The sequence below is a fragment of the Paenibacillus sp. WLX1005 genome (assembly GCF_046603685.1).
In the GTDB taxonomy this organism is placed as follows: domain Bacteria; phylum Bacillota; class Bacilli; order Paenibacillales; family Paenibacillaceae; genus Saccharibacillus.
This window is the reverse complement of record NZ_CP176756.1, coordinates 2555516-2569888: the sequence shown is the minus strand read 5'-3', so window position 1 is coordinate 2569888 and position 14373 is coordinate 2555516. Positions and strand designations below refer to the sequence as shown.

The 14373-nt window shown below is 45.5% G+C and carries 10 protein-coding genes, 1 pseudogene and 1 other annotated feature; of the genes and pseudogenes, 2 read left to right on the top strand and 9 right to left on the bottom strand.

Features of this window, described 5'->3' with window-relative positions:
- Positions 1–449: 449 nt before the first annotated feature.
- From ACE3MZ_RS11120 to ACE3MZ_RS11110, 3 genes are all read right to left on the bottom strand, one after another.
- On the bottom strand, positions 450–2837 hold the full coding sequence (locus tag ACE3MZ_RS11120; RefSeq protein WP_411346493.1) for a heavy metal translocating P-type ATPase: 2388 nt from the start codon (positions 2835–2837) through the stop codon (positions 450–452).
- A 362-nt stretch (positions 2838–3199) separates the two neighbouring features.
- Positions 3200–5014, bottom strand: coding sequence for a glutamine--tRNA ligase/YqeY domain fusion protein (locus ACE3MZ_RS11115; RefSeq protein WP_411346492.1), 1815 nt, complete (start codon positions 5012–5014; stop codon positions 3200–3202).
- Positions 5015–5189: 175 nt separating this feature from the next.
- Positions 5190–5486: a binding site (T-box leader), on the bottom strand.
- A gap of 67 nt (positions 5487–5553) precedes the next feature.
- Positions 5554–6108, bottom strand: a complete 555-nt coding sequence (locus tag ACE3MZ_RS11110) for a CGNR zinc finger domain-containing protein (protein WP_411346491.1) — start codon at positions 6106–6108, stop codon at positions 5554–5556.
- A 409-nt stretch (positions 6109–6517) separates the two neighbouring features.
- Between ACE3MZ_RS11110 and ACE3MZ_RS11105 the strand changes: the two genes are divergently transcribed.
- Entirely contained in the window at positions 6518–7015 is a 498-nt protein-coding gene (locus ACE3MZ_RS11105) for a DinB family protein (RefSeq protein ID WP_411346490.1), read from the top strand.
- 292 nt (positions 7016–7307) lie between these two features.
- Here ACE3MZ_RS11105 and ACE3MZ_RS11100 read toward each other — a convergent pair whose 3' ends face one another.
- On the bottom strand, positions 7308–8609 hold the full coding sequence (locus ACE3MZ_RS11100) for an arsenic transporter (RefSeq protein WP_411346489.1): 1302 nt from the start codon (positions 8607–8609) through the stop codon (positions 7308–7310).
- Between the two features lie 434 nt (positions 8610–9043).
- Between ACE3MZ_RS11100 and ACE3MZ_RS11095 the strand changes: the two genes are divergently transcribed.
- A complete protein-coding gene (locus ACE3MZ_RS11095; protein ID WP_411346488.1) occupies positions 9044–9421 on the top strand; it encodes an ArsR/SmtB family transcription factor in 378 nt (125 codons plus the stop codon).
- 201 nt (positions 9422–9622) lie between these two features.
- On the opposite strand, the gene ACE3MZ_RS11090 is transcribed toward ACE3MZ_RS11095, so the two are convergent.
- From ACE3MZ_RS11090 to ACE3MZ_RS11070, 5 genes and pseudogenes are all read right to left on the bottom strand, one after another.
- Positions 9623–10678 carry a cation diffusion facilitator family transporter gene (locus tag ACE3MZ_RS11090; protein ID WP_411346487.1) on the bottom strand — a complete coding sequence of 352 codons (1056 nt, stop codon included), beginning with the start codon at positions 10676–10678 and terminating at the stop codon, positions 9623–9625.
- Positions 10679–11036: 358 nt separating this feature from the next.
- Entirely contained in the window at positions 11037–11726 is a 690-nt protein-coding gene (locus ACE3MZ_RS11085; protein WP_411346486.1) for an LrgB family protein, read from the bottom strand.
- On the bottom strand, positions 11723–12358 hold the full coding sequence (locus ACE3MZ_RS11080) for a CidA/LrgA family holin-like protein (protein WP_411346485.1): 636 nt from the start codon (positions 12356–12358) through the stop codon (positions 11723–11725). The genes ACE3MZ_RS11085 and ACE3MZ_RS11080 overlap by 4 nt, the downstream gene beginning before the upstream one ends.
- Positions 12359–12959: 601 nt before the next feature.
- A pseudogene (gene yidC, locus ACE3MZ_RS11075) lies at positions 12960–13751 on the bottom strand (membrane protein insertase YidC); the annotation flags it as partial.
- The gene (locus ACE3MZ_RS11070; RefSeq protein ID WP_411346484.1) at positions 13697–14041 is read right to left on the bottom strand and encodes a hypothetical protein; all 345 of its coding nucleotides are present in this window, start codon (positions 14039–14041) and stop codon (positions 13697–13699) included. The gene ACE3MZ_RS11070 and the pseudogene yidC, both read right to left, overlap by 55 nt.
- Positions 14042–14373: the final 332 nt, after the last annotated feature.

Below are 14373 nucleotides of genomic sequence, written 5' to 3'. Positions count from 1 at the left end.
AATCGCACAGCCATACAGCAGGAATTATATTAGTTTAAAATGCAGCAACTGCGTCATGCTCAAGTGTCCATTCCCATTGTTTGCATGCTTTAGATAGAATTCAGTCAAAACTGTAAAATTGGACTGCTTATGACTTATATAAGCAAGTAAATGATTCAAAAATATCATAACACAAAAGACCTAAGTTGATAATATGTATTTTGTCGATTTTTGGTTAAAAAGAACTAGTTTTCTTTCTTTTTATTATGAAGCAATTGTGAAAAAGATGTAATGTATTGGGTATTTATATCGTCTTACAGATAGGTATTACGAATGATTAACTATGAAATTATGTTAAGAATCTACTCATACTCACGTCGTTTGTCCCATATATTGGATATTAAAAATAGTACTGCAAAAAGGCTACACACAGTCGTGCAGCCTTTGCTTATACATAATGCAGTAACAAATCAGTTACTTTTCACCGATTTTATAGGGGCAAATGCAGTAGTAATAGGCGGTAACAGAGACGATATATTAATACGCAGCACCCGCATGGCGTTTAATACTGCCAGTAAGGTAACGCCCACATCCGAGAATACAGCTTCCCACATCGTAGCGATACCGAAAGCACCCAATGTCATAAAGATTACTTTTACACCTAGTGCAAACCATATATTTTGCCAAACAATAAGGCGGGTACGGCGAGCGATTCCAATTGCCGCTGGCAGACGGGATGGTTCGTCATTCATAATGACCACATCCGCCGCTTCAATCGCCGCATCTGAACCAAGACCGCCCATCGCTACCCCGATGTCTGCCTGAGCAAGTACAGGTGTATCGTTAATGCCATCACCGACAAAGATGATTTTCTCTCCGCGTACGCGCAGGTCGTTCAGTCGTTCCAGTTGCGCTACTTTGTCCTGAGGCAACAATTCGGAATACACCTCGTCTACCCCCAGTTGATGCGCTACTCGTTCAGCCGTTTGACGATTGTCGCCAGTGAGCATAATAACTTTGCGAATGCCTTGTTGCTTGAGCATGGAGATAGCTGCGGCGGCATCCGGCTTGATCTCATCGGCAATCACAAGATGCCCGGCGTACATTCCATCTACAGCCAGATGCACAACCGTTCCTGCCTCTGCTGACTCAACCGGAACAATCTGATGCTGCTCCATGAGTCGTCGATTACCAGCTAGTATCTGGCGATCATCCCACATCACTTCAATGCCATAACCCGCATGCTCACTATAGTCGCGAATACGTTCCTGCTGCAAGGCATGGGGATAAGCGTCGCGGATCGATTCGGCAATGGGATGGCTGGAATGCAGTTCTGCATAAGCGGCAATTTCCAGCAATTGTTGCTGTGTAAACGATGTACCGTCTGCCGGATACATTCCGGTTACAGCAAATGTTCCTTTGGTCAATGTGCCTGTTTTGTCGAATACGACATACTTGACTCCATGTAATGCTTCCAGATAGTTACTGCCTTTAACGAGAATACCGTTACGGGATGCAGCACCAATGCCTCCGAAAAAGCCTAACGGAATCGAAACGACGAGTGCACACGGACAGGAAATCACGAGAAAGACAAGCGCACGATAGATCCAATCAGTAAATGACGCTCCGCTGATCAGCAGCGGCGGTACGACAGCGAGCAAGGTTGCGATCATAACTACTGCTGGTGTGTAATACCGGGCGAACTTGGTGATGAATTTCTCAGTTTGTGCCTTTTTGCTGCTGGCATTTTGCACCAGCTCCAGAATCTTCGCGACTGACGATTCGCCGAATCCACGGCTAACTTCCAGCGTTAACACACCATTTTTGTTCACAAAGCCTGCCAGTACTTCGCTGCCAGTCTGGGCATGACGTGGAACCGATTCACCCGTCAGTGCGGATGTATCAAGCATAGAGCTACCTTCAACTACGATACCATCCAGCGGCACCTTTTCCCCCGGCTTGATCATAATATGATCGCCAATCCGTACAGTCTCTGGCGAGACTTGAGACATGCCTTCCGCCGTTTGCAAATTAGCATAATCTGGGCGAATATTCATCAGTTCAGCGATGGAGCGACGTGAACGCTCTACCGCATATCCCTGAAACATCTCACCGAGTTGGTAAAAGAGCATAACGGCAACCCCTTCCGGGTATTGACCGATCAAGAACGCACCAATCGTCGCTATCGCCATTAGAAAATACTCATCAAATACTTGCCCGCGCACAATATTGCGCACTGCCTGCCAGACAATATCGCCACCAGCGATCACATAGGCAAGCAGAAATAATGTTAGCTCCGCCCAACCAGACACTGGCAAGATCAAACCGCCCGCCAGCAAAATACCGCCGCCTAGCAAACGGATAAGCAGATTCCGTTGCTGATTACTACTATGAGCATGAGTATGTTCTTGGTGGTTATGAGCATGGTTATGTGCTTGGTGATTGTGTAAGGATTCATGGGAATGTTGCTGGGTTTGCTCTGTATTGGTTGGAGCATTCATCCGCTCGTTCTGCGCAGGCGCCAGCATCGGATGATCATAATGAGTATGTGAAGCAGACCCATCTGCATGGATACGATTCTTTTGGTTGACAGCAGTTGTCTGAGCGATGGGTGCTTTGATCTTGACCTGTATGTGTGGTTCGATCCGATTGACAGTACGTGCGGCTTCCCCAGCCACTTGTTCCGCCTGCTCTTGCTCCGTTTCAAGTGTCAATGTTTTGTTGACAAAGTTGACTGAGCATGACGATACGCCTTTGATTTTGCTAACGCCGTTCTCGATCTTCCTTGCACAATTGGCACAATGCAGTCCGTCTAATGTCAGCTCACGGGTAGTCAACTGTAACGATGTCTGTCCCATGCTGATTCCTCCTTTTAGCGAAAAGGCTGTATCTTATCTACCTACTGCCTTTGCTATATTTTTTTATTTTATCAATACATGAGTAATTGTTCATATGTTATGTACAGTATACGTTTCACCGACCCTAATGTCAAAGCCAAAACGGTATTTATGACAAAAACAGGTCAGATCGGCATCGTGATGATACTGATCTGACCTATTGTTTGTTCTCTTTATCCTCTTTGTTCTATTAAATGCTAGATTCTATATGCCAGCTTCGTATTAGGGAATGTTACATAGTAGTGCATCCTAAGCTTCTATTTTGTATCGAAATCAATCTGTATGCTGCTGGATGACTATTGAATCGTAATTCCTCTTTGCACTCAGCTTCTTTTCCATGAGTCCTTGAGGGATACGACACGATTGAATACAGGATGATCGTCGCGGCTGTATCGGCTATCGGTCACAAAATAACCATGCCGGATAAATTGATAATGTGCCTCAGGATCAGGATGAAGGAGCATCGGCTCTGCTACAGCATGTTTCATCACAATACGCGAATCCGAGCGAACGCGATGATGCCATGGATCATCTTCAACTTTATTATGTTCTGTATGAGATTCGGCATCTGGCTTCACACCTTCGTCTACATTGATATCCTCATTAACTTTAACATGTTTACTTCCTTCAAGAACTTGGCTTGTGTTACTATCGTGTTTCACTTCACTCTCTTCCGTAAGCAATGAGTGATATACATGCACTTCTACCGGAACTGCATGATGCGCAGCTACCCAGTGAATCGTTGATTTTACTTTACGTGCGTCAAAGCCACTTCCACTTCGAGTGTCAGGATCATACGTACAATGCACTTCGCTGATTTCTCCTGTGTCTGGATCATGCAGAATACGTTGGCAGCGGATAAAATACGCCCCTTTCAGCCGTACTTCCACACCCGGCGATAACCGATGGAAACCGCGCTCTGGCACTTCCATCACATCCTCGCGCTCAATCCAGATCTCGCGTGTGAATGGAAGCAGACGTGTACCCCTATGTTCCTGTTGCGGATGATTCTCTACTTCCAGCCATTCCGTAGCGGCTGCATCGTAGTTCGTAATGATCACTTTAACCGGATTCAGAACGACCATGGCAGATATGGCTTTGGGCTTGAGATCCTGACGAACAGCATGCTCTAGCATGCCCAGATCTACGGTAGTGTTTGCCCGAATCATACCAACATCACGAAAAAAGGCATGAATGCTATCCGCAGTATACCCGCGACGACGCATCCCTTGTAACGTTGGCAACCGCGGATCATCCCAGCCATCCACATATCCGCCTTCCACAAGCTGCCGCAAATAGCGCTTGCTCGTTACTACACCGCTAATATTCAATCGTCCAAACTCACGTTGCTTCGGCGGCTCGGCAATGTCCAGCTCATGCAGCACCCAATCGTACAATGGTCGATGCTCCTTAAATTCAATAGAGCATAACGAATGCGTGATGCCTTCCTTCCAATCCTGAATCGGATGAGCAAAATCATACATCGGGTATATGCACCACTCTTTGCCTGTACGGTAATGCGGAGTATGAATGATCCGATACAGCACAGGGTCACGCAAATTCATATTGGGCGATCCCATATCAATACGCGCACGCAGCACCTTTTCTCCAGTAGCAAATTGACCAGCACGCATGGCAGACAACAGCTTCAGATTCTCCTCGATACTACGGTTACGATAGGGGCTGTCTGTTCCTTTTTCGGTTAGTGTACCCCTGTATTGCGCCATTTCCACTGGGGTCAGGTCGCATACATATGCTTTTCCTTTGTTAATCAGTTGTATCGCGGCAGCGTAATACTCCTCGCTATAATCGGAACCGTAATGCACCGCTGGACGATAACCGAGCCATGCCAGATCACGAATAATCGCGTGTACGTACTCTTCATCCTCCTTGAGCGGATTCGTATCATCGAACCGCAGAACGAAGTTGCCATCAAACTGTTGCGCCATACTCACATTCAAAATAATGGCAAAGGCGCTGCCGATATGCAAATAACCGTTTGGCTCCGGCGGAAAGCGTGTGGCGATCGGGCGACTGAATGTGCCCGCTGCTACATCTTCTTTTATGATGCGAGTAATAAAATGCTCATGCTCAGCAGGTTCGTGTTCGATAAAATGGGTTTTATCCGTATTTAACATGATGATGGGGTGACCTCCTTCAAGTGTGAGGAAACGATGAATCGTATTGGTAGCTACATATGAACGGCATACTGCTACTCATTGATTTCCCAATTGGCAATCCACTATGACCGTGTGAAGAACTCGTCTCCACACATGCCATAAAACAAAAAAATCCCACCTCCAAGACATTTGTCTTGGGGACGAGATTGTGATCGCGGTGCCACCCCAGTTCGCGGCTGCATCACTGCATCCGCCTTGTCGGGTACGTCGTCGTGCCGCCTATCATTCCATATGACTCATATGGCGATACAAGAAACGCCGATTATACCCCAGCTCTGTAACAGGAGCGCCTGTCATACCATCCCCGCTGACCGGTTCCGATATGCTGCTCAGAGGCTTGTTTCGACTGGATTGCTTTCACCCCTTCTCAGCTACCGGAGCTCTCTGTTGAAGCGCAAATCAAGTCTACTCTTCTCATCATCGCATGTAATATGGATTTTATTGTACTGTCAGTTGTTAGGTTTGGCAACTATTGGATAATGAGGACTGGAGCTTCTTTATGACTTCTTGTTCTTTTGTCGTGCTCGAAAACGACGAACCTTCATCAGATTGCCGCATAACTTGTCATCGCAATAGCGCTTCGTTCGGCTACGTGTATCATCGTAAAAGACCCAACGGCAATCCGGGTTATCGCAATGACGGATACGCCGAGCATCGCCATGTAACAATGTTGCTGCAAAATCAGCTACAATCTCCGCCGCTACCATATCCCAACCTGTCTGCTGACACACATAATGTAGCGTTAGCTGCTCCTTGTCCATCTGTAGTTGTCGTTGCAACGAAACACCTGCCAACATGTCATTCAAATACTGCATATGCTTGGCAGACAACGATTCGCCTGTAGCCACTTCTGCTGCTGTTTTGCTTAGTTGCGCACGTAATGTACATAACATGGCTAGTTGCTGCTCATTCGCCGGTACATCTGCCTTCAGCTGATGCTGCTCCAGAAAACGCTGCTGCCATGTAGGTAGCGGCAATTTGTCTTCGTCATGCTTGCCTTCCTTCCAGTCGTGATAATCGCTATTCAAAAAATCAGTCCACATCATATCCATAATTATTCACCTATCCTGTCGTTATTGCTCATATATGATTGTAATTTTATTTACTAGCTCATGCTTTACTAGTGTATGTTACTAGTTAGCGGAACATTTGATCATACGCATTCAATGTAAATATGTTAGATCCATCAATATACTAGTCTTAGATACATCAATACATCTGTCATAGATACACCCGACGTAACTATCTTAAATAAAATAGATGGTTACGTATATTCTATTATGTTTAATACTATTGTAACGATCTATGAGTGAGATAGAAAGCTACATTTACACATAACATCTCTGTAAGCACCATTTTTACACTCATAATGTCGCTACTATTTTCTAAATGAGGTTTCCACCAATCTTCTGCTGCTTCACAGATCGTCCACTATACGGGATACAACCCGAAGGAGGCAATATGATGAGTAAGCTCAAAGTGGATCTGTTATTACTGCAAAAGGATCAAATCTGGAAGGATGAAGACTGGATTGTTCCGCTCTCACTAGCTTTGGAAGGCTTGACTGCTCAGCAAGCGGCATGGCAACCGCAAGGCGATAATTTGACGATTCGTCAGTACGTCAATCATATTCAGCATTATAATCAGCGTGTATTGAATCGCCATCAGGATAAAGATCCGGGTGCTGAAGCAGAAAATAATTTGCAAACCTTTGGTTCTCCGGGCGATCCATATGATGAAGCAGGCTGGCAGCAGCTTGTTCGTGATGTGACCGATACATCGCTAGCATTGCGCGATATGATTGATGCGTATGACGATGAATCGCTTGCTGCCCCTTATCCAGATACCGATATAAACCGTGGTCAACAGCTTGCCGGTTGGATCATCCATGATGCCTATCATGCAGGGCAAATTGTATTATTGCGTAAATTGCAAGGCTGCTGGCGGACTTCCAATTGAACATAGTATAGTGATCTGGCAATGTAGTATAAAATGGTATTGACGTGTAATAGAGCATCAACATGCAATAGAGTATCAATGTACAATATGCTATGGTAATGCAATATAAAGTCTTAACCTAATAAATCATTGAAAAGCGATAGAATATCATAAAACTAACAGATTGATAGTAGGATAGAGCTGTAGATATCATGTTGAAATACAAAAAACCGGCAAGTATAGTAGATGTGCCTCTGTAGCTGACATCTTGTATACTTGCCGGTTTCTTTTGTACCTTTATTGATCAAATGCGTTAACCACCCAAGATGCTCAGCCACAAGTATAGACCAAGCAGTGTGAGGAACAGCGTCGGAATGGTCAGAATCAGACCGATTTTGAAGTACGTACCCCATGTGATGCGAATGCCTTTGTTACCGAGCACATGTAGCCAGAGTAGCGTTGCAAGCGAACCAATCGGTGTGATTTTGGGACCGAGGTCGGAGCCGATGATATTCGCATACACCAGACCTTCCTGCACGACGCCCTGTACACCGGACGAATGAATCGCCAACGCATTGATTAGCACTGTGGGCAAATTATTCATCACAGATGACAACATTGCTGACAGGAAACCCATTCCCATCGTCGCCGCCAGCAGTCCATGATTCGAGAATGCTTGAATCCATTCTGCCAGAATCGATGTTAGCCCCGCATTACGTAATCCATATACAACCACATACATCCCAATTGAGAAAAAGACAATCGCCCACGGCGCATTCCGCAGCACTTCGCGCGCCTGCACCGTACTGCTACGATTCGCCATAATCAGGAAAAAGATCGCGATCACACCCGCCACAACTGAGACCGGAATATGCAGAAATTCGCTGACAAAATACCCTACCAGCAGCAATCCCAGTACCCACCATGACAGTTTGAACAGCTTGAGGTCGCGAATCGCCTTAATCGGCTCCTTCAGCTGACTTTCGTCAAACGTATGCGGAATACTTTTACGAAAATACAAATATAATACGAGAATACTCGCTGCTAGCGAGAATAGATTCGGAATAATCATGCGTGCCGCATATTCCATAAAGGTCACACCAAAATAATCCGCCGAGACAATGTTGACCAGATTACTTACAGTTAGCGGTAACGAGGTCGTATCCGCAATAAATCCACCCGCGATAATAAATGGAAATACATACTTCTCTTCCAGCTTGAGCGCCCGTACCATTGCGAGTACAATCGGCGTCAGAATGAGCGCTGCACCATCGTTGGCAAACAGTGCCGAGACTACCGCACCCAGCACCGAGATGTAAATAAACATCCGCAGCCCATTCCCATGCGACAGCCGCGCCATATGCAGCGCTGCCCATTCAAAAAATCCAATCCGATCCAGCACGAGCGAAATAATAATAATCGCTACAAAAGCAAGGGTCGCATTCCATACAATACTAGTCACATCCTGCACATCCTGCCAGCCAACAACGCCGGTCAGCAGCGCAATCGCCGCTCCCCCACATGCCGACCAACCAATGGACAGATTTCGAGGCTGCCAGATGACAAACGTCAGTGTGACAATAAAAATAGCAATAGCGAGTACCGTTTCAACCACATCTACATCCTCCAGTTACAGGCAGTGCAACATATTAGCAGACTCAGCTCTATTGCTCATCCACCGTTTGTTTTCGCACATTCATGTCTTGTTGTTTGTTTAGTCTACAGCGTCAAAGTCGATTATGCTTGCACAATAAACCATACATCCGTTTCATTTACAATGTTGTCGTCATACAAACTGAACTTATATTCAACTTACTGTTAACCGCAACACATTCGTTTCATTGTACAGACCACAGAAGATGATCATACCACATAGTCGCCAAATTCCGACAGTTCGTAACGAGCATTTTTACACCGTTCCTGTTCATATGAATCATATGCCATATACACAATGGAAAGTAGAGCCTTTCCTTTGCAAAATTGTTATTCGTAATCACAACGATTTTTGGTATAATGTAGATACGACGTTATACGAGGAAGGTGAATTTCGTGAAGCAGGAAACACTTATCGAGGAATGCGGTCATTGCGAGAACGCCAGTGAAGCTTCACAGCAGACACTTGCTCGTATCAAGCAAGAACTGATCAGCGACGACACCGCGCTATCGATGGCGGAAATTTTTAAAGCATTGGGCGACCCGACACGGGTACGACTCATTTACGCACTGTTGCAGCAAGAGCTGTGTGTGCATGATATTTGCGACGTATTGGATATGACGCAATCTGCCGTTTCGCACCAGCTGCGGTATTTGCGTAATATGCGAATCGTGAAACCGCGTAAAGTAGGTAAAACGGTATTTTATTCGCTGGACGATCATCACGTTGAGGAGATTTTCAAACAGACGCATCAGCATTTGATCCATAAATAATAAAAGCTCTCCATCCTGTGTATGATCAGGACATGGAGAGCTTTTGCTTTTGCATACATGTTATTTTGGATGAAACTTGTTCCTGATCATATACAGGAGTGTAAACGAACATTACGATTGTACATCAACATATCAACATTGCTGTATGGTATTTAGATTCCTATCCATTTTTACGTATAGGCAGTGTAGTCATGGGATAGCTTAATGTTCATTGCCCGCACATTTCATATCAGGGGTTTCCAGTTGAATTGTAATGTGCCCGATGTCGTACTGCTTTTGTAACAAAGCGCGAGCTTGTTCCATAATGGAGGAGCCGTTATCGCGGTGGTCGATCATCAGGTGACAACTCAGTAGCGGCAATTCCGAAGTGAGCGACCAGACGTGCAGATCGTGAACGCCGTTCACATGCGGAATCTGTCCAAGACGTTGCTTCATGTCTTCAGTATCAATATTCGCTGGTGTTCCTTCCATCAGAATATGAATGGAATCACGCGTAATCCGGTAGGCGCTGATCAGTACAAGCACCGCCACGATTACACTGGCGATCGGGTCTGCCAGATTCCAGCCGAATGCCATGATGAGCAGCGCTGCAACAATCGCGCCCACCGATCCGAGCAGATCGCCGAATACGTGCAATAAAGCACTACGCATATTCAGATTGTCCGACGAACCTTCGCCCCGCATTAATACAAAAGCGGCAGCAATATTAACTAGCAAACCGATAATCGCAATCAACAGCATGCCAGAACTCGCTACGCCCGGCGGATTGCCAAACCGCTCAAAGGCTTCCCAGAAAATATAAATAGAGATGACCGTCAAGGCAATCCCATTCAGAAATGCTGCCAGCACTTCAAATCGTTTGTAACCGTACGATTTATCCCGATTCGCCTGCCGCTGTCCCCAGATCATCGCTAACAGACTCAAGCCGAGTGCCGCCGCATCGCTCAGCATATGCCCGGCATCTGATAGCAGTGCTAGACTGTTAGTGACCAGTCCACCGATCACTTCTACGATCATAAAGCTGGCGATCAGGAAAAAAGCGATAGTTAGCGATTTCTTGTTCGTTGTGTGGGCGTGAGAATGCCCGTGCCCGTGATTGTGCGAATGTCCATGGCTATGTGAATGTCCGCGATGACTGTGATCATGATGATGTTGATGCGAATGATCATGCTGGGTAGTTTCATCGTGATCATGGGTGTGGTCATGATGTGCATCGTTATTATGTTGGTTGTTCGGTTTGGTAGATTGGGAAGACATAGTATCAGCTCCTTGTGCATTCGTTCTTAGTATTATTATCCGTATTTTCATAAAATAAAACATATGAGCAATTATTCATATGTTCATTATAGTATTCCTATTTGCTAATGACAACCTGTAGAAATAAAAATAAATGTTAGAGTATACAAGAGGGTATACAAGAAATGAACAGGAATTTTCCTAGTGTAACGCATATTAAGAGTTTACGCAGTAAGACCGATCCGGCTAACTTCTTCGCGAACTTTCAATCCACACTCCTGCACGAGGAGCGACGCAGTATAAAGTGGGGAATCAATTAAGCATAAGCAAAAAGAGATCCCGCTCTGCTGTTGGGAACAGCAAACGGGATCTCTTTTTGTCAATGAAACACCAGCCAAACAACGAATGGCGCGATAATGGAAGCAACAATTGCGCTAATCGTCATTGCAATCGAACTCATGGATGATGCACGCTCGCCAATTTCTAGCGCTTTGGCAGTACCAAGTGCATGGCTCGCACTACCCAGAGCGATGCCGCTACCGATCATATGATGGATACGGAACAATTTTAACAAATAGACACCCGCTACCGCTCCAGTGAATCCGGCGATCATCACAAATACCGATGTTAGCGATGAGTCGCCGCCCAGATGATTGACGATCTGAATCGCTACCGGCGTGGTGACCGATTTGGGCACGACGGATAAAATAAAGTTGCGGCTGAATCCACACATGACCGCCAGCAGCATCCCGCTGAGCATTCCCGCAAATACACTTGCCAGCGATCCGCCGACAATCGGCAGCCAGTTTTTCAACAATTGCTGCCGCTGCTTGTATAGCGGATACGCAAGCGCCACTACACCCGGTCCAAGCAGCTGATTAATCCACTGCCCGCCAACCATATACGTCGAATACGGCACATGAAATAACACGAGTAAAACAACAATCCCCGCCGTGCCTGTCAGCGCAGGCATGAGAAACGGCAACCGATATTTTTTATAAATGATCGCCATTACCGCATAGATGAACACTGTCAGTACAACAATGATGACAGCCAGCAAAATATTCATAAGCGATCGCCCTTCTCTCGATACACAGCAGTTCCTGTTGAACCGCCACTGCTACTCGATTTTCGTGCAGGAATATTTGCCTTCTGCTTAGATGTAGGATGCAATGGGTTGCTTTGATCTTCCGCATGGTTAAAAGGATTGCGCTGATCAGCGATATTATCGTCGCTAGTATGCTTATCCATCGTCAGATTCATTACACGTTCGCCAGAATCATTCCGCGACCATTCGGTTTCTTTCGTCGTTTCCGATACTTCGGTTATAACAGTAGCCGTTTTCTGCTCCATGCGCATCGCTAGCCATTGACTGACATGACCGGCAATCACAATCGTAAGCGCTGTGCTAACGATCACAACAGCAACCAGCAATAGCCCTTTACCGACGAACAGATCGAGATGGTTGACCACACCAACCGTTGCCGGTACGAAAAAGAGCGGCAAATAAAAAAGCAGCGTATTGCTGCCCGTCTCAATCCACGATACCGGAATGACCCGGCACAATAACAATACAAATAACAGCAGTAATCCAAGAATACTACCCGGGATCGACAGATGCAGCCACTGTTGAATCATACCGCCCAGCCAGGCGAATGCGTACAGCAGCGCAATCTGGATGATGATCTTAAACAGCTTCATTGCCTCATTTCCCTTCCACCCCATCGTCTGATGGTTATCTATCTGTATTTATTTCTATACATATAGCTTACCAGATTTTACAGCTGTTCTATACTAAAACTGACAAATTCCCATTACAGAATTGGGTAAGCGCTTTATTTCACTTTTTATCATCCAGCTTATTCCTGATGATCCCTGTATGGATTACTATACAAACATAATTTATATCAGAGAAGCACATGTTCATCCTTCCAACAATAGCAAAAAGCCATCTCCCTCGAATAGGAAATGGCTGGAAAAGGATAATATAGCATCTTACGATGATCTGAGCGTCATTGCGATTGGTGCAAACCCTTGCTTTGGAACAATGTTACAACTTTGCCGGATTGGCTGGTTTGCTGACAGATGACTTTTTATTTTTCTTGCGTTTGCTACTGTTTGAAGATGGTGCTGTTGAAGAACGCATTGCTGTCGCATCTGACGCATCGTTTTGCTTCAGTTGCACTGCCGATTTCGATGATGAAGTCGAAACCGAAGAAGATTGGGACGATGTAGACGTTTTTTTGGATTGTGGTTTACCAAATTCTTCTTCGATCACCGCCTCTGCCGCTTCAGCAATTGGCGCCGCATCGACTGGATACATCCGCTGGAACAGCAGTGTTTGCAAAATCAGGAACGTACCGCTTACCATCCAGTAGAGCGGCATCGCTGCCGGTGCACTGAACGAGAAAAATGCCATCATAATCGGCGAAATGTACGCCATCATCGCCATTTGCTTTTGCTGCTCCGGTGTCATCGTTTTCTGCGAAATCTTGGCTTGGAACAGATACAATACCGCTACGATAATCGCCAGAATCCAGTCAGGCTGCCCCAGCTTGAACCATAAGAAGGAATGCGTGGACAGCTCTGGTGTGAGACGAATCGCTGTGTACATACCAGACAAAATCGGTAATTGAATCAGAATCGGCAAACAACCGATATTTAGCGGATTGAAATTATGCTTTTTGTACAGCTCCATCATTTCCTGCTGCATTTTCTGTTGCTGAGCAGCGTCTTTTTTGTCGCCGTATTTTTGCTTTAAAGCATCCAGCTCAGGCTGCATTTTGCTCATAATCTTCTTCATGCCCTGCTGTGACTTGGCTTGTCTCATCATTAATGGCAACAATACGAGCCGCACGATCAGCGTAAGCACGATAATTGCCATTCCATAGCTGCCGCCAAACCAGCCAGCGATATGCTGCATACTGTAGGATAGCGGGTAAACGACGTAATGGTTAAAAAATCCCGGTGTAGTGGCATCAATAGAACTGACATTGTTGCTGCATCCTGATAATAGTAGCACCATCAATGCCATAATAATCAGACCGTATAAACGACCTCTTTTACCGATTGTGAATCCCTTGAAACCTTCCATGTTGTTCCTCCTTGTTGATCATTCATAGTGGATGAGGTCAACAAGGATACACAGTCTGAATTATCATCGTCCGGCGCTTCCTTCCGGCGGATCATACGCGATAAGCGCAGCGGTGCCGGATGGCTCGTAATGGACAGGATCAGCGGAAAGAAATGATGATCTTCGTTACGGCTGCCAATCAGCCAAAAGCGTGTCACATCGCAATATAAACGCAAAATCAGGGAACAGGTCAGCACGATAATCAGCATCAGTGACATGACATAAGGTAACCAGTCTTGAAAGTCCTGCAAAGGGATTCACCTCCTTTATCCTCAGATCAGCCCACAGCATCATATACGCAAACGGTCGGCGATCCGGATGATTGCATTTAGTATAACACTATTTACATCCTTTGCAGAAGACATATTTCGACAGCACCAAGGGCAATTCGGTGAACAGCCACATTCTCAAAATACTTCATCAACGAAAAACTTGAAAACGTTATTATCATCGTTTACAATGAACATGAAACAGGCAAAACATAACATAGGATTGTTACTGGTAATGCAGGCAAAACCTAAATTGGCAACGAAACCGGCATGAAGATGCTGCTTTTGTTCCGGTTTAGGTTTTTTTTGGTTTC

Excerpts from the sequence above, each read along its gene's own strand:
- ACE3MZ_RS11120 (WP_411346493.1), bottom strand. The coding sequence starts at position 2,837 with ATGGGACAGACATCGTTACAGTTGACTACCCGTGAGCTGACATTAGAC.
- ACE3MZ_RS11115 (WP_411346492.1), bottom strand. The coding sequence starts at position 5,014 with ATGTTAAATACGGATAAAACCCATTTTATCGAACACGAACCTGCTGAG.
- ACE3MZ_RS11110 (WP_411346491.1), bottom strand. The coding sequence starts at position 6,108 with ATGGATATGATGTGGACTGATTTTTTGAATAGCGATTATCACGACTGG.
- ACE3MZ_RS11105 (WP_411346490.1), top strand. The coding sequence starts at position 6,518 with ATGATGAGTAAGCTCAAAGTGGATCTGTTATTACTGCAAAAGGATCAA.
- ACE3MZ_RS11090 (WP_411346487.1), bottom strand. The coding sequence starts at position 10,678 with ATGTCTTCCCAATCTACCAAACCGAACAACCAACATAATAACGATGCA.
- ACE3MZ_RS11085 (WP_411346486.1), bottom strand. The coding sequence starts at position 11,726 with ATGAATATTTTGCTGGCTGTCATCATTGTTGTACTGACAGTGTTCATC.
- ACE3MZ_RS11080 (WP_411346485.1), bottom strand. The coding sequence starts at position 12,358 with ATGAAGCTGTTTAAGATCATCATCCAGATTGCGCTGCTGTACGCATTC.